The following is a 19,062-nucleotide window of genomic DNA, read 5'->3' as shown; positions in this document are numbered from 1 at the left end:
GCTCCCACACTGATCTCAGGTCGCTCACAAATGTTGCGTCCATTGGAGATCAAATGTGGGAGCGGGCTTGCTCGCGAAGGCGGAAGCACGGTCAACCCATTCCTAGGGATTGGCGGTCACCGCATTCGCCACCTGCGGCACTTGCGGCAACGCCATGCCCTTGGGCCAGAGCATCCAGATCTGGCCTTGTTGTTTCATGTCCCCGGCCAGTTGCCCGGCCGCCTCGCCAGTGCCCCAGAACAGGTCCGCCCGCACTTCGCCGGCAATTGCACCGCCAGTGTCCTGGGCGGCGACGGGCCGGTTCAAGGCGCTGCCGTCGGGGCGCGTGGTGGATAGCCAGAGTAGGCTGCCCAGTGGAATCACCTTGCGGTCCACCGCCACGCTGTAGCCGGCGGTCAGCGGGACATTCAGCGAGCCTCGCGGGCCTTCGTTGCTGTCGGGGTTACGGTTGAAGAACACGTAGCTGGGGTTGCTGCCCAGCAATTCGGGAATACGGTTCGGGTTGGCCTTGGCCCAGGCACTGATGGTACCCATGGTCACGTCCTCTTTCTTCAGCTCGCCCTGCTCGACCAGCCAGCGTCCGATAGGCCGATAAGGGTGGCCGTTCTGGTCGGCATAACCGATGCGCAGTTGGCGGCCATCGTCGAGTCGAATGCGTCCCGAACCCTGGATCTGCAGGAATTGCAGGTTCATGGGGTCGGTCAGCCAAGCGATGACCGGTGCCTTCACCCCGTTGGTTTCGATGGTGGCCGCGTCGTCGTATGGCTTGAGCACCCGGCCTTCGAGGCGGCCACGCAGGCGTTTGCCTTTGAGCTCAGGGTAAATGCTGTCCAGCGACACAATGATCATGTCCTCCGGCACACCGTAGACCGGGATATTCGCCGTGGCGGTCTGGGTGAGGCTGCCGGGGTAGACCGGTTCGTAGTAGCCGGTAATCAGGCCGTTGGGGCTGTTGTCGCCCGAGCGCAGGCCATAGACGTCCAGGTTCTGTTTCAGGAAATTGCGTACACCCTGTGCGGTTTGCGGCACATTGGCTGCTGCCGCGCAGGTTGGGCCCCAGGTCGCATCGGCCTTGAGCCGGGTGCAGGCACTGCGCCAGGAACCGAAACCGGCCAGCAGGTCTGCATCGGACACCGACGGCAACGCCTCCCAGGGTGCACTGACATAGGTGGCGACGGCGTGGGTCTGAGGTTTTTCGACCTTTTCGCCGCGATTACAACCGGCCAACAGTGCGATCAGCGGTAGGGCCAATGCCAGGCCTTTGTGCCAGGTCTTGATGCGGCTGTTCATGAAAATTTCCTTTGCAGTCATTCGTAGGCAGTCAGGCGCTCGAACAACCCGTATTGTTGATAGGGCCATTGGTCTTTACCGATGATCCGAGGATACTAATTGCCGTTTCCTGCTCCGAGGCCAAGATGTTTGTAAAACGATTTTCCATGGCCGTACTGGCCTGCCTGATGTTGTCCGCCTGTGGCGGCGTCGATCCCAATTCTCCCCTTGGCCAGCGCAAGGCTATCTTCAAGCAGATGCTCAAGACCAACGAAGAGTTGGGCGGCATGTTGCGCGGCCGAGTCCCATTCGATGGCGCACGATTTGCCGAAGGCGCGGCGCAATTGGATCAACTCTCCCATGAACCGTGGAAACACTTCCCGCAAGTGCGTGAGCAAGACCACACCAGTGCCCGGGATGAAGTCTGGCAAAAGCAGGCGCGTTTCCAGGAGCTGGCCCGCAACCTTGAAGCCGCCACCGGTGAATTGGTAACCGCCAGCAAAGTCCAACCCTACAAGGCCAGTTACCTGGGGCCGGCGGTGCAGAAGGTCGAGGATGCGTGCAGTGCCTGTCATAAGGAGTTTCGGGATCATTGACATGGCTTGAAAGATCGCAGGCTTCGCCAGCCCCTGCAGGGGATCGCATTGAGCCTGTAGGAACCTGCGATCCTTTCAATGTTCACTTGTCCAGCTCATCCACCGCTTCCTGCAGTTCCTTGCGGGAGGCCGCGAGCTTGTCCTTGCGTTTGTTGATCCGCTCGGCGTCGCCTTTCTTCATGGCCTTTTCCAGGTCGGCCTGACGTCGGCTCACCTCGTGTTTTGCATCGAGCACCTTGTTTTCACGCTCCTTGCGCAAGGACGCATCGGTGCAATGGGTGGTGACTTCATTCAATGCGGTTTCCAGGCCGGCCTGCTGGTCCTGGTTACCACGGGACTTGGCCAGTTCGATCTGGTTGATGATGCCCTGGCGCTTGGCCGCGCAACCAGTGAGCTCCGGGGTTTGCTCGTCCGCCATCAAAGGGGCGGCCATGGCGCTGCATAACACCAGCAGGGCAACGGGGGACAGGAAATTCATAGCAACTCCGTGAAAAATCGCGAGCGGTCAGGACCGATGCGCTGTTGGAACGCATGCTTGCCCCTTGGGTTCAACCGCACGGGGTCCGGATCAAAAACCGTCGACCCCGGCGGTGCGTAATACGTCACTCAAAGCCAGCACCTGTGGGTCGCGAAAAAATGCGCTCAGCTGCGCGGCGCGTCCCGGTCCGATGCCGGCTTCGGCTTGCCATTGTTCGGTATTGCGCTCGGCCAGCGTCTGCCACGGCCCTTTCAACCGGGCCTCACCGACGGGCGGCAGGCCCAGGGCCTTGAGCCATTGCCCGAAAGGGCGTTGCCGGGCGCTGTCCAGGCTGGCGAGCAAGCGGGCGCTACTGCGTTCGCCGAAGCCGTCAATATTAGCAAGCTCGGCGGCATCAAGGGTCAACCAATCCAGCAATCCGTGAAGTCGACCTGCAGCCAGGAGTTTTTCCCAGGTGCCGGGACCGACATGGGGCAGGGCGAGCCCGTGCTTGCCACTGAGCCAGTCCAGGCGTGCGAGGAACTGGCTTTCACAGCCGGGCGTCGCTTGCCAGCAGCTCAAGAAGTGATGGTCACCCGCTGCCGGGGCATTGACGTCCTGGCGTTCGAGGCTGCGCAGCACAACCGCGTCGAGTCGCGGGATGGTGAGCCCGGCCAGGCTGATAGCGACCCGGTCGCCGGGGCGAATGTCCATCTCCTCCCAACGCTTGAGGGAGCTGACACTTACCCGGCGAATCCACCGGTCGTCGAGCCGGATGCGTTCAAGCTCCAGTACGGGGGTGATGCGTCCGGTACGACCGATCTTGAAGTGCACCTTGCGCACTTCGGCCAGGGCCTGGGCATACGGATACTTCCAGGCCACGCTCCAGAATGGCGCCCGGGCCTGCCAGCGATCGGCGGGTGGGCGGCGACTCTGGCGCAGGACGATCCCGTCGCTGGCAAATGGCAGGGGGGTGCGATACCAGTGGTCGCGCCACTGCTCGGCATCGGCCAATGTCCGGACAGGCTGGTTATAGACGAGGGTGTCAGCGAAGCCCAACTCACTCAGTGCGGCCATTCGCTCGGGCAGGGTGTCCGGCCCTTGTGGCCAATCCCAGACAAACAGGCCGATATACACACCATCGTGCACCGTCAGATTGCTGCGTGCCATCAAGCCGGCCATGGTCCCGCGGGCGTTCAAGCTGCCGCTGCTGGCTTGGACATGGGCTTGCAGGTGCCAGTACAACTCGCCCTGGACCACCAGGTCTACAGGCTGGCGCAGTCGTTGCGGGATGGCGCCAATCTTGCGCGCATTCGTGGTCCAGTCGTGTCCTTGGACACCATCGCCACGGCTGATTGCCTGATGCAGGCGCCCCTTGCGGTAAACCAGGGTTACCGCCACGCCGTCGACTTTCGGCTGGGCCCAGACGTCCTCTCGACCGTGCAGCCAAGCCCCTACGGCGTCGGCATCCTTGAGTTTTTCCAGGCCGGTATGGACAACGGGGTGCGGCACCTTTCCGCCCGCGGAGCGCAGCGGCTCGTCGGACGCCGCGAGGTTGAAACAGCGGCGCCATTGGCCCAACTCTGTGCGGGATTGATCATACAGTTCATCGGCCACCAGCGATTGGCCGAGGCGATGATAACTGTCGTCCCAGGTATCGATTTGCTGTTGCAGCGCGGCGACTTCGGCACGGGCGCGTTCAGTGGGCCAGTCGGGGCAGGGCGCGGCGACTGCGGGAAGGGTGATGCAGACAAGACAGGCGAGTGCATACAGAAACGGTGGCATCGAAGCATCCTTGCTCGGTTGAGTACTGAAGGCTAGCCACCGTCCCGGAAGTTGCGAGGCCTGGAGCGTTACCGGATTTTACGGTGCCTGCTGGCAAAGTCGCGGCGGTACAGTGCGCGGCGATTTAGTCGCGCAACTGTGCCTTGTCCTCGTCAACGACCGGCGCAGAATGGACCTTCGATTCGCCTCTGCCTGGAGTGCTCCCGATGGAACTGACGACACTCGCTGTTTTCATCCCGGCCTGCTTTGCGCTGAACATGGCGCCGGGGCCGAACAACCTGCTGTCCATCAGCAACGCCTCGCGGTATGGCTTCGTCCGGGCGTGCAGTGGCGGCATTGGTCGGTTGCTGGCGTTTGCGATCATGATCGCCCTGGCAGCGGTGGGGCTCACCGCTGTGCTGCACACCTCGGAGTTGTTGTTCCTGGGGATCAAGCTCGTCGGTGCCGGCTACCTGTTCTATCTGGCTGTGCAGTTGTGGCGGGCCCAGCCTGAGGCCGGCAGCGAAGCCGCGGTCGCGTCGATGAGCCGGGCCGGCCTGGCGCGCCAGGAGTTCCTGGTGGCGATCGGCAATCCGAAGGCGATCCTGTTGTTTACCGCGTTCCTGCCGCAATTCGTCGACCGTACAGGCACCGTCACCCAACAATTCGCCGTGCTGGGAGGCTTGTTCCTGGCGCTGGAGTGCATCGCCATCGGCTTGTATTGCTACATGGGCATTTACGCGCGGCGGTTGTTCGCCCGTCCCAGTGGCAAGCGCCTGTTCAATCGGATGTGCGCGGGACTGCTGGCCAGTGCGGCTTCGTTTTTGCTGGTGGCACGGCGATCATGAGCGCCATGGCGAGGGGGTTTTTGGGAGCAAGGCTTGCTCGCGACACAGGCGCCTCGTTACCGCAGCAACCGCGTTGTTTTCATCGCGGGCAAGCCTTGCTCCCACAGATAAATTCTCTCGCCACAAGAGCCTGGCATGACTTTACCCTCTGAGTAGCCAAGCACCTGGCATGAAAAAGCCCCTGACGACCCAGTCGCCAGGGGCTTTTTCTTTACACGCGGGTATTACAGGCCGGCAGCGGCGCGCAGGGCGTCGGCGCGGTCGGTTTTTTCCCAGGTGAAGGTGGTGAAGGTATCGTCACCCCAGGTCTTGGTCTGTGGCGTACGACCGAAGTGACCATAGGCAGCGGTGTCCTGGTACATCGGGTGCAGCAGGTCGAGCATGGTGGTGATGGCGTACGGACGCAGGTCGAACACTTCACGGACCAGGTTGATGATCTTGTCATCGCCGATCTTGCCGGTGCCGAAGGTGTTCAGCGAGATCGACGTAGGCTGGGCCACGCCAATGGCGTAGGACACCTGGATCTCGCAGCGCTCGGCCAGGCCGGCGGCGACGATGTTCTTGGCGACATAGCGACCGGCGTAGGCGGCCGAACGGTCAACCTTCGATGGGTCCTTGCCGGAGAACGCGCCGCCGCCGTGACGGGCCATGCCGCCGTAGCTGTCGACGATGATCTTGCGGCCGGTCAGGCCGCAGTCACCCACCGGGCCGCCGATGATGAACTGGCCGGTCGGGTTGATGTGGAACTGGGTGTCCTTGGACAGCAGCTCGGCAGGCAGCACATGCTTGACGATCAGCTCCATCACGCCTTCGCGCAGGTCCTTGTAGGACACTTCCGGGTTGTGTTGGGTCGACAGCACGACGGCATCGATACCGACCACCCTGCCGCCTTCGTAACGGCAGGTCACCTGAGACTTGGCGTCCGGACGCAGCCAAGGCAGCAGGCCGGATTTACGGGCCTCGGCCTGGCGTTGAACCAACTGGTGCGAGAAGGTGATCGGGGCCGGCATCAGCACGTCGGTCTCGTTGCTGGCGTAGCCGAACATCAGGCCCTGGTCGCCGGCGCCCTGGTCTTCAGGCTTGGCCCGATCAACGCCCTGGTTGATGTCGGGGGACTGCTTGCCAATGATGTTCATGACGCCACAGGTCGCGCCGTCGAAGCCGACGTCGGAGCTGTTGTAGCCAATGCCCAGGATGACGTCCCGGACGATCTGTTCCAGGTCGACCCAGGCCGACGTGGTGACTTCGCCGGCGATGATCGCCACGCCCGTTTTCACCAGAGTCTCGCACGCCACGCGGGCGAACTTGTCTTCAGCAATGATGGCGTCCAGCACCGCATCAGAAATCTGGTCGGCGATTTTGTCCGGATGCCCTTCAGACACGGACTCGGAGGTGAAAAGGGAGTATTCGCTCATCTCGATGTTTTCCTACAAGTTACCGTTGGTGAGTGTCGCCAGTGGGCCGCTGAAAGTGGCGAACCTGGATCTGGAAACCATTACGTAAGCCTACATAGAGGCTTTCCCCGGGCACGAGGCCCGCAGCGGTGGCCCAGCGGGCCAGGTCGTCCTGTTCAAAGCCGAGCCAGAGATCGCCACAGGCCTCCCTGGCCCAGCTCTGGTTGTGGCTGCATAACTCGGTCACCAGCAAGCTGCCGCCCGGTTGCAGCAGGCCGGCCATGTGCCTGAGGGCATCGGCCGGCGCGGCGAAATGATGCAGCACCATGTTCAATACCACGCAGTCGGCCTGCAGGCTCATGCCATCCAGTGCATCGGCCAGTTGCAGGCTGACGTTAGCCAGGGCCTCGCGTTCACACACCTGGCGCGCCAGCTCGAGCATGGCCGGGCTGTTGTCCAGCGCCGTCACCTGGCTGAAACGTTGTGCCAGCTCTGGCAGAAAGGCGCCATCGCCGGGGCCGACTTCGATCGCCGTGGCCGTGGGTTCGAAGCTTAGTTTGTCGAGCAGCGCCACGACGCTTTCGCGGTATTGCGGCAATCCCGCGATCAGGTCTTGCTGGGCGCGAAACTTCTCGGCGACCCGTGCGAAGAAGTCCTGGCTGGCGGCGGCCCGTTGCCCGTGTACCTGGGCGATGCGAGCCTGCACGTCCGTCGGCAGGTTCAGCGCGTCCACTTCGTCCAGCAGCGCGGCGTGCAGCTTGCCGCCCAGCAGGTCGGTGTGGGGCAGGGCGCGGCGATAGAAAATGGCGTTGCCTTCGCGGCGGGTCGCCACCAGGTCGGCCTGGGCCAGGACCTTGAGGTGGTGGCTCATGCCGGACTGACCGATGCCGAAGATCTGCGCCAGCTCCAGCACGCCGAACGAATCGTTGGCCAGGGCGCGCAATACATTGAGCCGCAACGGATCGCCGCCGGCCTTGCAAAGGGCCGCCAGCTCATCGCAGTCGTCATGGCGAATGGAAGGCGCAGGTAAGTTCATGTGCGGCAGTCTAGTGAGGGGACTGGAACCCCGCAAGTCCAATATCAAAAAGTTTTGATATTGGTAGATAAATGGCACTTCCCAACCCGTGCTTGACTCTACAAGCCATCAGCGGAAAGGTTTCACCTGGCGAATGCGACTTTATCCACCGGAAAAACACCCAAGGATGACTATCTGTCATTGCCCCGGGGCGGGTGGGTGAGGGAAAATGCTCGCCTTTTTCAGTTTCGTTTTATTCATTCTCGATTCAATACCCGCAGGAGAACAGCGATGCCCAGCCGTCGTGAGCGTGCCAATGCCATTCGTGCCCTCAGCATGGATGCCGTGCAGAAAGCCAACAGCGGCCATCCCGGTGCCCCCATGGGTATGGCGGATATCGCCGAGGTGCTTTGGCGCGACTACCTCAAGCACAGCCCGAGCAACCCATCGTTTGCCGACCGTGACCGTTTCGTACTGTCCAACGGTCACGGCTCGATGTTGATCTACTCGCTGCTGCACCTGACCGGCTACGACCTGTCGATCGATGACCTGAAGAACTTCCGCCAACTGCACAGTCGCACCCCGGGCCACCCGGAATACGGCTACACCCCAGGCGTGGAAACCACCACCGGTCCATTGGGCCAGGGTCTTGCCAACGCCGTGGGCTTTGCCCTGGCGGAAAAAGTCCTGGCAGCGCAATTCAACCGCCCAGGCCATAACGTCGTCGATCACCACACCTACGTATTCCTGGGTGATGGCTGCATGATGGAAGGCATTTCCCATGAAGTCGCCTCCCTGGCCGGCACCCTGGGCCTGGACAAGCTGATCGCCTTCTATGACGACAACGGCATCTCCATCGATGGCGAAGTCGAAGGCTGGTTCACCGACGACACCCCCAAGCGCTTCGAAGCCTACAACTGGCTGGTGATCCGCAACGTCGACGGCCACGATCCGGAAGAGATCAAGACCGCCATCGAGACGGCCCGCAAAAGCGCCCAGCCGACCCTGATCTGCTGCAAGACCACCATCGGTTTCGGCTCGCCGAACAAACAAGGCAAGGAAGACTGCCACGGCGCACCACTGGGTGCCGAGGAAATCGCCCTGACCCGCGCCGCACTGAAGTGGAACCACGGCCCGTTCGAAATCCCGGCCGACATCTATGCCGAATGGGATGCCAAGGAAAAAGGCCGCGCGCTCGAGGCCGAATGGGATCAGCGCTTCGCCGCGTATTCCGCCGAATTCCCTGAGCTGGCCAATGAACTGGTGCGTCGCCTCAGCGGCGAGCTGCCGGCGGACTTCGCCGAAAAAGCCTCGGCGTACATCGCTGAGGTCGCCGCCAAGGGCGAAACCATCGCCAGCCGCAAGGCCAGCCAGAACGCCTTGAACGCCTTTGGCCCATTGCTGCCGGAACTGCTGGGCGGTTCGGCCGACCTGGCCGGTTCCAACCTGACCCTGTGGAAAGGCTGCAAAGGTGTCAGCGCTGAAGACGCCAGCGGCAACTACATGTACTACGGCGTTCGCGAGTTCGGCATGAGCGCAATCATGAACGGCGTGGCCTTGCATGGCGGCCTGGTACCTTACGGCGCGACCTTCCTGATGTTCATGGAATACGCCCGCAACGCCGTGCGCATGTCGGCGCTGATGAAAAAGCGCGTGCTCTACGTGTTCACCCACGACTCCATCGGCCTGGGCGAAGACGGCCCGACTCACCAGCCGATCGAGCAACTGGCGAGCCTGCGTTGCACGCCGAACCTGGACACCTGGCGCCCATGCGATGCCGTGGAGTCGGCAGTGGCATGGAAATACGCCATCGAGCGTAACGATGGCCCGTCGGCGCTGATCTTCTCCCGCCAGAACTTGCAGCACCAGAACCGCGATGCCGACCAGATCGGTGACATCACCCGCGGCGGCTACGTGCTCAAGGACTGCATTGGCGAGCCTGAGCTGATCCTGATCGCCACCGGTTCCGAAGTCGGCCTGGCCGTCCAGGCCTACGACAAGCTGACCGAGCAGGGCCGCAACGTGCGCGTAGTGTCCATGCCTTGCACCAGCGTGTTCGACGCCCAGGATGCTGGCTACAAGCAAGCGGTGTTGCCATTGCAGGTCAGTGCGCGGATCGCCATCGAGGCTGCTCATGCCGATTACTGGTACAAGTACGTGGGCCTGGAAGGTCGCGTGATCGGCATGACCACCTACGGCGAATCGGCACCTGCGCCGGCGCTGTTCGAGGAATTCGGCTTCACCCTGGAAAATATCCTGGGCCAGGCTGAAGAGCTGCTGGAAGACTAAGACACGAGGCGGTGGCCGAGACCACCGCGCTTCCTGTAGGAGCTGACGAGTGTAGCGAGGCTGCGATCCTTTGATCTTGATCTTTCACTTGAGATTCAAGCGTTGGGGGAAAGATCGCAGCCTCGTTTCACTCGTCAGCTCCTACAGGGATTTGTGTGGTCAGCACGAATTCGTTTCCCGCGACTATCGAGAACCCCATGCCCCAACCGCGTCCCTACAAAGTTGCACTCAACGGCTACGGCCGGATAGGTCGTTGCGTCTTGCGTGCGTTGTTCGAGCGAGGGGCCAAGGCTGGTTTCGAGATCGTGGCGATCAATGATCTGGCCGACATGGCCAGCATCGAATACCTGACACGCTTTGACTCCACCCACGGCCGGTTTCCCGGCGAAGTGCGGGTCGAGGGCGATTGTCTGCATATTAATGGCGACTGCGTGAAAGTCCTGCGCAGTGCCACCCCCGAAAGCATCGATTGGGCGTCCCTGGATGTCGATCTGGTGCTCGAGTGCTCCGGTGCCTATAACACCCGCGAAGACGGCCAGCGTTTTCTCGCTGCTGGCGCGCCACGGGTGCTGTTTTCCCAGCCGATGGCCAGTGAAGCGGACGTGGATGCCACTATCGTCTACGGTGTGAACCAGGATTGCCTGACCGGCGACGAGTTGCTGGTGTCCAACGCGTCCTGCACCACCAATTGCGGTGTACCGCTGTTGCGCCTGCTGGACCAGGCCATTGGCCTGGAATATGTGTCGATCACCACCATTCACTCGGCGATGAACGACCAGCCGGTGATCGACGCCTACCACCATGAAGACTTGCGCCGCACCCGTTCGGCGTTCCAGTCGGTGATTCCGGTGTCCACTGGTCTGGCGCGCGGCATCGAACGGCTGTTGCCGGAACTTGCCGGGCGAATTCAGGCCAAAGCCGTGCGGGTGCCGACGGTCAACGTGTCCTGCCTCGACATTACGATGCAGACCGTGAGCGATACCGACGCCACCGAGGTCAACCGGATCCTGCGCGAAGCCGCCACTAGCGGTCCGCTCAAAGGCCTTCTGGCCTACACCGAGTTGCCTCATGCCAGTTGTGATTTTAACCATGACCCGCATTCGGCCATTGTCGATGCCAGCCAGACCCGTGTTTCCGGGCCTCGGCTAGTGAACATCCTGGCCTGGTTCGACAACGAATGGGGGTTTGCCAACCGAATGCTGGACGTTGCCGAGCATTACCTGCAAACCGCTTCTAAAAAACCTGCTCTCTAAACAGTTACCCAGGAATTGCGACCCATGACCGTGTTGAAGATGTCCGACCTCGATCTGCAAGGTAAGCGCGTACTGATCCGCGAAGACCTCAACGTCCCCGTCAAGGACGGTGTTGTCACCAGCGACGCGCGTATCCTGGCTTCGCTGCCGACCATCAAGCTGGCCCTGGAAAAAGGTGCGGCAGTGATGGTCTGCTCGCACCTGGGCCGTCCGACCGAGGGCGAATTTTCGGCCGAGAACAGCCTCAAGCCTGTCGCCGATTACCTGAGCCGTGCCCTGGGCCGTGACGTGCCGCTGGTGGCCGACTACTTGGGCGGCGTGGACGTCAAGCCCGGTGATGTCGTGCTGTTCGAAAACGTGCGTTTCAACAAAGGCGAGAAAAAGAACGCCGACGAGCTGGCCCAGCAATACGCTGCCCTGTGCGACGTGTTCGTGATGGACGCGTTCGGCACCGCCCACCGCGCCGAGGGTTCGACCCATGGCGTGGCGAAGTTCGCCAAAATCGCCGCCGCAGGCCCGTTGCTGGCTGCTGAACTGGACGCACTGGGCAAGGCCCTGGGCTCCCCGGCCCAGCCGATGGCGGCCATCGTTGCCGGCTCCAAGGTCTCCACCAAGCTGGACGTGCTCAACAGTCTGAGCCAGGTCTGCAACCAGTTGATCGTCGGTGGCGGCATCGCCAACACCTTCCTCGCCGCGGCCGGTCACCCGGTCGGCAAATCCCTGTACGAGCCGGACCTGCTGGACACCGCCCGGGAAATCGCCGCCAAGGTCAGCGTGCCGTTGCCGGTGGACGTGGTCGTGGCCAAGGAATTCGCAGAAAGCGCCACCGCCACCGTCAAGCTGATCGATGACGTAGCCGAGGACGACATGATCCTCGACATCGGCCCGCAAACCGCAGCCAACTTCGCCGAACTGCTGAAATCTTCCAAGACTATCCTGTGGAACGGTCCGGTCGGCGTGTTCGAGTTCGACCAGTTCGGCAACGGCACCAAGGTGCTGGCCCAGGCCATCGCCGAGAGCGACGCATTCTCCATCGCTGGCGGCGGCGACACCCTGGCGGCCATCGACAAATATGGCGTGGCCTCGCAGATCTCCTACATTTCTACCGGCGGCGGCGCATTCCTGGAGTTCGTCGAAGGCAAAGTGTTGCCTGCCGTGGAAGTCCTGGAAAGCCGGGCCAAGGCTTGAAGCTGCGTTGACCAGGCAAAGGAGTGTTCTGATGGTCAAGACGTTCACGTTGCTGTTGGCGGCGACGGTGCTGGCGGCCTGCTCGAGCAGCCCGAAGGAAACGGCCCCCGAGACTGGGACGCCGCCTGAAAAGGGCTGCTACCAGGCCGAATGGCAGGCCGAGACCAACCCGGTGCTGAACAAGCGTTCCGGGCCGGATGGCCTGGACAAATACGAGACGCAAACCCCCGTCAAGGAACATGGCTGTCCTTGACGGGTCAGACTTTTTACTCATGGCTGGCGGCGCGCGTCGTCAGTCGAGGAACACGGATGAAAGGCTTGATCGCCGTCGTGGCGTTGGCATTGCTGGGCGGTTGTGCGCAACTGGGTTTTTTGCACTCGTCCGAACCTGTTGCACAGGGCTGGACGACCTGGACCTGTGACAGCGAGGCCAAAGTGCTCTGGCGCTACACCGATGCCGCCCGCGAGGAAGTCGATGTACGCCTGGGCGGCGCGGATAAGGTTTATCACCTCAAGCAGGAGCCAGGCGCGTCGGGTTCGCTGTACAGCGATGACATGCTGGCGTTCCACGTCAAGGGTGAGGAAGGCCTGGTGTATTGGGTCGCCACCAATGACTTGATTGGGCGTGGCTGCAAGGCTGATTGATCCACTGAGATCCAATGTGGGAGCGAGCAAGCCCGCTCCCACAGGGGCCTCCATACGTTTTGAGTTTTTGTTTCATTGAACACGCAGAACGGGGCCGACCCCCGATCCGCAATGACTTGAATAGCCGCCGCCGCTCCGGCAGGCTGGCACGATTAACGACCCTCGACCGGGAGAGACACACTAATGGCACTTATCAGCATGCGTCAGATGCTGGACCACGCAGCCGAGTTCGGCTACGGCGTTCCAGCCTTTAACGTCAACAACCTTGAGCAGATGCGCGCCATCATGGAAGCCGCTGACAAGACTGACTCTCCGGTGATCGTCCAGGCTTCGGCCGGTGCCCGCAAATACGCCGGCGCGCCGTTCCTGCGTCACTTGATCCTGGCAGCGATCGAAGAATTCCCACACATCCCAGTGTGCATGCACCAGGACCACGGCACCAGCCCGGACGTCTGCCAGCGCTCCATCCAGCTGGGCTTCAGCTCGGTGATGATGGACGGTTCCCTCGGCGAAGACGGCAAGACCCCGACCGACTACGAGTACAACGTACGCGTCACCCAACAGACCGTCGCCATGGCCCACGCCTGCGGCGTGTCGGTGGAAGGCGAACTGGGTTGCCTGGGCTCGCTGGAAACCGGCATGGCCGGTGAAGAAGACGGCATCGGCGCCGAAGGCGTGCTGGACCACAGCCAGATGCTGACCGACCCGGAAGAAGCCGCGGACTTCGTCAAGAAGACCCAGGTCGACGCCCTGGCCATCGCCATCGGCACCAGCCACGGCGCCTACAAGTTCACCAAGCCGCCAACCGGCGACGTGCTGGCGATCGACCGCATCAAGGAAATCCACAAGCGCATCCCCAACACTCACCTGGTGATGCACGGTTCTTCCTCGGTTCCACAAGAGTGGCTGGCGATCATCAACCAGTACGGTGGCGACATCAAAGAGACCTACGGTGTACCGGTTGAGGAGATCGTCGAAGGCATCAAGTATGGCGTGCGCAAGGTCAACATCGATACCGATTTGCGCCTGGCTTCCACTGGTGCGATGCGTCGTTTGATGGCGACCAATCCGAGTGAGTTTGATCCGCGTAAGTTCTTCGGTGCGACTGTGACGGCGATGCGTGATGTGTGTATTGCGCGTTATGAGGCGTTTGGTACTGCGGGTAATGCTTCCAAGATCAAGCCGATCTCGCTGGAGGCTATGTATCAGCGGTATTTGAAAGGTGAGTTGAACGCTAAGGTTAATTGATGTTTTAGCGTTGTTAGAAAGCCCGCAGTGATGCGGGTTTTTTTATGTTTGGGATTTGGGTGTATATCCGTTTCTTTGGTAACGGCTGCTTAGGGTTCCGCCCTGACGGCGGCTCACTTTTTTTCAAACGCCAAAAAAAGTAAGCAAAAAAGGCTTGCCCCACCACTCGGTGCCTCGCCTAGGCTCGGCATGCCCGAACGAAGGCATTGCTCCGTGGGCCCGCCGCGAAGGGCCATCCATGGCCCAGAGTGTGTAAAAACAAATAAAACATCGTCGGCACGTAGTGCCGACAGGTGTTGGCCAATTGATTAAAACCTAAAGCGCTCTTGTAGCTCCAAACGGCCCCTACAAGCGCTAGCAAGGCTCCGTAGGCTTGATTAACGGGGCAAAACGGCAGGCTTCAGGCCGCCAGCGCTTTCATCAGACCCTGCGCACCAAGGATTTTCATCACCCTTTTCCAATTGTAAGCGAGCACATTCAAGCTCATTTCGGTGCTCACCCCAGCCAGCCGCCGCGTCAGAAAATGTGTCGTCCCCATCCATTGCTTCAGCGTCCCGAAGGGGTGTTCGACCGTTCGCTTGCGGATGCTCATCATCTGCGGCTCATTGTTCAGGCGGACCTGCATTTCCTCCAGTACCGCCTCATGTTCCCAGCGCCGAATCTTTCGCTCTCTGGCCGGTGTGCATTGCGCCTTTATCGAACAGGCTTGGCAGTTGGAGTGCCAGTAAACGTCCAGCTTCTTGCCCTTGTCGACATAAGAGTTGCGCCAGATCAGCACTTGCTTGGCGGGGCAGACGTACACATTTTTGTCCGCGTCGTAAATAAACTCGTCATTACCGAAACGGCCATCAAATTTGGCCCGCGAACTCAGCGTTTTCGGCACATAAGCGGTGATCCCTGCCTCGTGACAGGCCAGGATTTCTCTGCTTTTGTAATACCCTCGGTCCGCTACCACCGACAACGATTCGATTTGCATCGCCTCACGGGCCTGCTGGGCCATCGAGCTAAGCTGATCACGGTCGTGACCGACATTGGTCACCTCGTGCGCGACAATCAAATGGTGTTTGGTATCGACTGCTGTCTGCACGTTGTAGCCCACGATGCCATGACCGCTCGTCATCATCATCGAGCGCGCGTCCGGGTCGGTCAGCGAGATCTGTTTGTCCGGCGATGCTTCAAGCTGTATTTCAATCGCCTGGAGCGCCTTCATCTGCTCCTTCAATTTGGCGATCTTCTCTTCCAGGCGGCCTTTGGGCCCTGAAGACTTGGGCTCTTGCCGATCAGCCTCATCCAGCGCCTTCAGATAACGGGCAATGCTTGATTCGATCTCTTCCATCCGGCGCTTCAGCTTGGCGCTGGTGAAGTTGCGGTCGCGGTGGTTCACCGCCTTGAATTTACTGCCATCGATGGCAACGAAATGTTCCGAGAAAAGCCCCAGTTGTTGACACAGCACAACGAACTGCCGACAGACTCCTCGAATGGCCTTTGAGTTGTCTTTGCGGAAGTTGGCGATGGTCTTGAAATCCGGCATCAGGCGACCGGTCAGCCACATCAACTCGACGTTGCGCTGCGCCTCGCACTCAAGACGCCGGCTTGACTGGATACGGTTGAGATAGCCGTAGATGTAGATTTTCAGCATGACTGCAGGGTGATAAGCCGGTCGGCCCGTTTTAGCGGGGACAGCGCTTTCAAAACCCAAGGTGATCAGGTCGAGTTCATCCACGAAGACATCGACAACGCGCACCGGATTGGTATCGCTGACGTAGTCGTCCAAGCTCTCGGGGAGCAAGGTAGTTTGATCTCGATGTTCACCTTGGACGAAGCGTTTCATGGGCAGCCCTTGCAATGAAGTCCTGGGGAAATCATAGCAAGGGTTGGCTTCAGGGTTTTGACACACTCTGGGCCCAGCGCGGCTATCCCGGCATCCATGCCGGGATGCCCACTCCACAATGCCTGCGTTCGGCCATCGTGGTTAACGGGGCGCCCGAGATCAACATCCACCGCGAGGCGGCCTTATAGCCGACCTGGCTCTCCCGGTCGTACACCCGTCAGATCTGTTTGAGCAGGACCTGTGGGAGCAAAGCTTGCTCGCGAAGGCGGTGGTTCAGTCGATGAAGATGTTGAATGTACCGGCCTCTTCGCGAGCAGGCTCGCTCCCCCAAAATCTGATTGGTATACCTCCGGAAAGAACCAGGTCGGCTGTCAGGCCGCCTCGCGAGCAAGCTTTGCTCCCACAGGTCCTGCTCAAACAGATCTGAGGGGTGTACGACTGAGAGAGCCAGGCCGGCTGTGAGGCCGCCTCGCGAGCAAGCTTTGCTCCCACAGGTCCTGCTCAAACAGATCTGATGGGTGTACGACCCGGAGAACCAGGTCGGCTGTGAGGCCGCCTCGCGAGCAAGCTTTGCTCCCACAGGTCCTGCTCAAACTGATCTGATGGGTGTACGACCCGGAGAACCAGGTCGGCTGTGAGGCCGCCTCGCGAGCAAGCTTTGCTCCCACAGGTCCTGCTTAAACAGATTTGATGGGTGTACGACCGGGAGAGCCAGGCCGGCTATAAGGCCGCCTCGCGGTGGACGTTGATCTCGGCGCCCCGTTAACCACGCTGGCCGAACGCAGGCATTGTGGAGTGGGCATCCCGGCATGGATGCCGGGATAGCCGCGCTGGGCCCAGGGTGTGTAAAAACAAATAAAACATCGTCGGCACGTAGTGCCGACAGGTGTTGGCCAATTGATTAAAACCTAAAGCGCTCTTGTAGCTCCAAACGGCCCCTACAAGCGCTAGCAAGGCTCCGTAGGCTTGATTAACGGGGCAAAACGGCAGGCTTCAGGCCGCCAGCGCTTTCATCAGACCCTGCGCACCAAGGATTTTCATCACCCTTTTCCAATTGTAAGCGAGCACATTCAAGCTCATTTCGGTGCTTACCCCAGCCAGCCGCCGCGTCAGAAAATGCGTCGCCCCCATCCATTGCTTCAGCGTCCCGAAGGGGTGTTCGACCGTTCGCTTGCGGATGCTCATCATCTGCGGCTCATTGTTCAGGCGGACCTGCATTTCCTCCAGTACCGCCTCATGTTCCCAGCGCCGAATCTTTCGCTCTCTGGCCGGCGTGCATTGCGCCTTTATCGAACAGGCCTGGCAGTTGGAGTGCCAGTAAACGTCCAGCTTCTTGCCCTTGTCGACATAAGAGTTGCGCCAGATCAGCACTTGCTTGGCGGGGCAGACATACACATTTTTGTCCGCGTCGTAAATAAACTCGTCATTACCGAAACGGCCATCAAATTTGGCCCGCGAACTCAGCGTTTTCGGCACATAAGCGGTGATCCCTGCCTCGTGACAGGCCAGGATTTCTCTGCTTTTGTAATACCCTCGGTCCGCTACCACCGACAACGATTCGATTTGCATCGCCTCACGGGCCTGCTGGGCCATCGAGCTAAGCTGATCACGGTCGTGACCGACATTGGTCACCTCGTGCGCGACAATCAAATGGTGTTTGGTATCGACTGCTGTCTGCACGTTGTAGCCCACGATGCCATGACCGCTCGTCATCATCATCGAGCGCGCGTCCGGGTCGGTCAGCGAGATCTGTTTGTCCGGCGATGCTTCAAGCTGTATTTCAATCGCCTGGAGCGCCTTCATCTGCTCCTTCAATTTGGCGATCTTCTCTTCCAGGCCGCCTTTGGGCCCTGAAGACTTGGGCTCTTGCCGATCAGCCTCATCCAGCGCCTTCAGATAACGGGCAATGCTTGATTCGATCTCTTCCATCCGGCGCTTCAGCTTGGCGCTGGTGAAGTTGCGGTCGCGGTGGTTCACCGCCTTGAATTTACTGCCATCGATGGCAACGAAATGTTCCGAGAAAAGCCCCAGTTGTTGACACAGCACGACGAACTGCCGACAGACTCCTCGAATGGCCTTTGAGTTGTCTTTGCGGAAGTTGGCGATGGTCTTGAAATCCGGCATCAGGCGACCGGTCAGCCACATCAACTCGACGTTGCGCTGCGCCTCGCACTCAAGACGCCGGCTTGACTGGATACGGTTGAGATAGCCGTAGATGTAGATTTTCAGCATGACTGCAGGGTGATAAGCCGGTCGGCCCGTTTTAGCGGGGACAGCGCTTTCAAAACCCAAGGTGATCAGGTCGAGTTCATCCACGAAGACATCGACAACGCGCACCGGATTGGTATCGCTGACGTAGTCGTCCAAGCTCTCGGGGAGCAAGGTAGTTTGATCTCGATGTTCACCTTGGATGAAGCGTTTCATGGGCAGCCCTTGCAATGAAGTCCTGGGGAAATCATAGCAAGGGTTGGCTTCAGGGTTTTGACACACTCTGGGCCATGGATGGCCCTTCGCGGCGGGCCCACGGAGCAATGCCTTCGTTCGGGCACACCGAGCCTAGGCGAGGTGCCGAGTGGTGGGGCAGGAGCGTTTTGCTTACTTTTGCGCTTCTCAAAAGTGAGCCGCCGTCAGGGCGGAACCCTAAGCAGCCGTTACCGCAGCAATGGATATGCCCGCAATATTTATTCCTCTTCAAGCCCACGCTGCTCAATGACGCCGAACACATCGGTGACATCCTGAACCAGGATCCGGGCAACATTGGTGAGGGTATTGAAGTCGCTGGCGGCCGAATCGCGCAGGGTGGCGCAGGCCATGAGTGTCAGGTAGTCGAGGGTGGCGTGTAGGCGTTCGCTGGCGCAGGCGTGAAGCTCTGTTAGCGGGGCGGTTTTGTCGATGAACAGCACAGGTTGGGTGGTGGCGATTGGAGTAAGAGGGGTGAAGCGGCTAAGTGATTGAGTCGTCGTCATAAGGTTTGGGCTCTATTAATAAAAATTGATCGCCACCTTCTTGCTGCGAAACAAATGGGTGGCAGTTGCGCGCGGGTTCGCAGACCGAGATAGAGACCAAACCCGGCAGACCCGAAGGTCTCCCGCGCGCAACCGCCATAAAATGAACGCAGGCGAGTTTGCCTGAATTTTCATTTGACGGTGCAAAGTCTCTGTTCTGTCAGTGGGCTGCGAAACCCTTGCCCACTGACCAAAGCCAGCAGACCCACCGAACTATAGAGGAGATTTTCGAAGCCAAAACCGACCTGTAGGACGCACCG

The 19,062-nt window shown here is 60.3% G+C and carries 16 protein-coding genes; 8 read left to right on the top strand and 8 right to left on the bottom strand.

Translation table 11 applies throughout. The features are described 5' to 3' along the window. Positions 1-102: 102 nt before the first annotated feature. Positions 103-1,290: a murein transglycosylase A gene (locus GFU70_RS26700; protein ID WP_058544200.1), complete on the bottom strand. Its 1,188-nt coding sequence runs from the start codon at positions 1,288-1,290 to the stop codon at positions 103-105. A gap of 125 nt (positions 1,291-1,415) precedes the next feature. On the opposite strand from GFU70_RS26700, the gene GFU70_RS26695 reads away from it, so the two are divergent. Next, positions 1,416-1,865: a c-type cytochrome gene (locus tag GFU70_RS26695; RefSeq protein ID WP_058544199.1), complete on the top strand. Its 450-nt coding sequence runs from the start codon at positions 1,416-1,418 to the stop codon at positions 1,863-1,865. 82 nt (positions 1,866-1,947) lie between these two features. Here the strand turns inward: GFU70_RS26695 and GFU70_RS26690 are convergent, their stop codons facing one another. After that, positions 1,948-2,343, bottom strand: coding sequence for a DUF1090 domain-containing protein (locus tag GFU70_RS26690; protein ID WP_058544198.1), 396 nt, complete (start codon positions 2,341-2,343; stop codon positions 1,948-1,950). A 90-nt stretch (positions 2,344-2,433) separates the two neighbouring features. Next, on the bottom strand, positions 2,434-4,107 hold the full coding sequence (gene ligB / locus GFU70_RS26685; RefSeq protein ID WP_058544197.1) for an NAD-dependent DNA ligase LigB: 1,674 nt from the start codon (positions 4,105-4,107) through the stop codon (positions 2,434-2,436). A 206-nt stretch (positions 4,108-4,313) separates the two neighbouring features. On the opposite strand from ligB, the gene GFU70_RS26680 reads away from it, so the two are divergent. After that, entirely contained in the window at positions 4,314-4,934 is a 621-nt protein-coding gene (locus tag GFU70_RS26680; RefSeq protein WP_058544196.1) for a LysE family translocator, read from the top strand. A 224-nt stretch (positions 4,935-5,158) separates the two neighbouring features. Here GFU70_RS26680 and metK read toward each other — a convergent pair whose 3' ends face one another. After that, positions 5,159-6,349 (bottom strand): methionine adenosyltransferase, encoded by a 1,191-nt coding sequence (gene metK, locus GFU70_RS26675; RefSeq protein ID WP_058544195.1) that lies wholly within the window; start codon positions 6,347-6,349, stop codon positions 5,159-5,161. A gap of 19 nt (positions 6,350-6,368) precedes the next feature. Continuing rightward, positions 6,369-7,364, bottom strand: a complete 996-nt coding sequence (locus tag GFU70_RS26670) for an ArsR/SmtB family transcription factor (RefSeq protein WP_058544194.1) — start codon at positions 7,362-7,364, stop codon at positions 6,369-6,371. 270 nt (positions 7,365-7,634) lie between these two features. On the opposite strand from GFU70_RS26670, the gene tkt reads away from it, so the two are divergent. The 6 genes from tkt to fba all read left to right on the top strand — a co-directional run bounded on the left by tkt (position 7,635) and on the right by fba (position 13,966). After that, positions 7,635-9,632, top strand: coding sequence for a transketolase (tkt, locus tag GFU70_RS26665; protein ID WP_058544193.1), 1,998 nt, complete (start codon positions 7,635-7,637; stop codon positions 9,630-9,632). Between the two features lie 197 nt (positions 9,633-9,829). Beyond that, positions 9,830-10,885, top strand: a complete 1,056-nt coding sequence (epd, locus tag GFU70_RS26660; RefSeq protein WP_116643666.1) for an erythrose-4-phosphate dehydrogenase — start codon at positions 9,830-9,832, stop codon at positions 10,883-10,885. Between the two features lie 24 nt (positions 10,886-10,909). Continuing rightward, the gene (locus tag GFU70_RS26655; protein WP_153389033.1) at positions 10,910-12,073 is read left to right on the top strand and encodes a phosphoglycerate kinase; all 1,164 of its coding nucleotides are present in this window, start codon (positions 10,910-10,912) and stop codon (positions 12,071-12,073) included. Positions 12,074-12,104: 31 nt separating this feature from the next. Then, entirely contained in the window at positions 12,105-12,326 is a 222-nt protein-coding gene (locus GFU70_RS26650) for a hypothetical protein (protein ID WP_058543086.1), read from the top strand. Positions 12,327-12,382: 56 nt separating this feature from the next. Continuing rightward, positions 12,383-12,718, top strand: a complete 336-nt coding sequence (locus GFU70_RS26645) for an MliC family protein (RefSeq protein ID WP_058543087.1) — start codon at positions 12,383-12,385, stop codon at positions 12,716-12,718. 183 nt (positions 12,719-12,901) lie between these two features. After that, complete coding sequence (gene fba, locus GFU70_RS26640) at positions 12,902-13,966, top strand: class II fructose-bisphosphate aldolase (RefSeq protein ID WP_003177554.1); 1,065 nt, start codon at positions 12,902-12,904, stop codon at positions 13,964-13,966. A gap of 400 nt (positions 13,967-14,366) precedes the next feature. On the opposite strand, the gene GFU70_RS26635 is transcribed toward fba, so the two are convergent. From GFU70_RS26635 to GFU70_RS26625, 3 genes are all read right to left on the bottom strand, one after another. After that, a complete protein-coding gene (locus GFU70_RS26635; protein ID WP_193034265.1) occupies positions 14,367-15,797 on the bottom strand; it encodes an IS1182 family transposase in 1,431 nt (476 codons plus the stop codon). A 993-nt stretch (positions 15,798-16,790) separates the two neighbouring features. Further along, complete coding sequence (locus tag GFU70_RS26630) at positions 16,791-18,221, bottom strand: IS1182 family transposase (RefSeq protein WP_116641313.1); 1,431 nt, start codon at positions 18,219-18,221, stop codon at positions 16,791-16,793. A gap of 257 nt (positions 18,222-18,478) precedes the next feature. Continuing rightward, a complete protein-coding gene (locus GFU70_RS26625; protein WP_058544053.1) occupies positions 18,479-18,763 on the bottom strand; it encodes a hypothetical protein in 285 nt (94 codons plus the stop codon). Between the last annotated feature and the right edge of the window lie 299 nt (positions 18,764-19,062).

Source organism: Pseudomonas brassicacearum, from assembly GCF_009601685.2.
Lineage (GTDB): Bacteria > Pseudomonadota > Gammaproteobacteria > Pseudomonadales > Pseudomonadaceae > Aquipseudomonas > Aquipseudomonas kilonensis_B.
This window is presented reverse-complemented; position numbering and strand designations above follow the sequence as displayed.

Excerpts from the sequence above, each read along its gene's own strand:
- GFU70_RS26680 (WP_058544196.1), top strand. The coding sequence starts at position 4,314 with ATGGAACTGACGACACTCGCTGTTTTCATCCCGGCCTGCTTTGCGCTG.
- GFU70_RS26690 (WP_058544198.1), bottom strand. The coding sequence starts at position 2,343 with ATGAATTTCCTGTCCCCCGTTGCCCTGCTGGTGTTATGCAGCGCCATG.
- tkt (WP_058544193.1), top strand. The coding sequence starts at position 7,635 with ATGCCCAGCCGTCGTGAGCGTGCCAATGCCATTCGTGCCCTCAGCATG.
- fba (WP_003177554.1), top strand. The coding sequence starts at position 12,902 with ATGGCACTTATCAGCATGCGTCAGATGCTGGACCACGCAGCCGAGTTC.
- ligB (WP_058544197.1), bottom strand. The coding sequence starts at position 4,107 with ATGCCACCGTTTCTGTATGCACTCGCCTGTCTTGTCTGCATCACCCTT.
- GFU70_RS26655 (WP_153389033.1), top strand. The coding sequence starts at position 10,910 with ATGACCGTGTTGAAGATGTCCGACCTCGATCTGCAAGGTAAGCGCGTA.
- GFU70_RS26625 (WP_058544053.1), bottom strand. The coding sequence starts at position 18,763 with ATGACGACGACTCAATCACTTAGCCGCTTCACCCCTCTTACTCCAATC.
- GFU70_RS26700 (WP_058544200.1), bottom strand. The coding sequence starts at position 1,290 with ATGAACAGCCGCATCAAGACCTGGCACAAAGGCCTGGCATTGGCCCTA.
- metK (WP_058544195.1), bottom strand. The coding sequence starts at position 6,349 with ATGAGCGAATACTCCCTTTTCACCTCCGAGTCCGTGTCTGAAGGGCAT.
- GFU70_RS26630 (WP_116641313.1), bottom strand. The coding sequence starts at position 18,221 with ATGAAACGCTTCATCCAAGGTGAACATCGAGATCAAACTACCTTGCTC.
- GFU70_RS26635 (WP_193034265.1), bottom strand. The coding sequence starts at position 15,797 with ATGAAACGCTTCGTCCAAGGTGAACATCGAGATCAAACTACCTTGCTC.
- GFU70_RS26670 (WP_058544194.1), bottom strand. The coding sequence starts at position 7,364 with ATGAACTTACCTGCGCCTTCCATTCGCCATGACGACTGCGATGAGCTG.
- epd (WP_116643666.1), top strand. The coding sequence starts at position 9,830 with ATGCCCCAACCGCGTCCCTACAAAGTTGCACTCAACGGCTACGGCCGG.
- GFU70_RS26695 (WP_058544199.1), top strand. The coding sequence starts at position 1,416 with ATGTTTGTAAAACGATTTTCCATGGCCGTACTGGCCTGCCTGATGTTG.
- GFU70_RS26645 (WP_058543087.1), top strand. The coding sequence starts at position 12,383 with ATGAAAGGCTTGATCGCCGTCGTGGCGTTGGCATTGCTGGGCGGTTGT.
- GFU70_RS26650 (WP_058543086.1), top strand. The coding sequence starts at position 12,105 with ATGGTCAAGACGTTCACGTTGCTGTTGGCGGCGACGGTGCTGGCGGCC.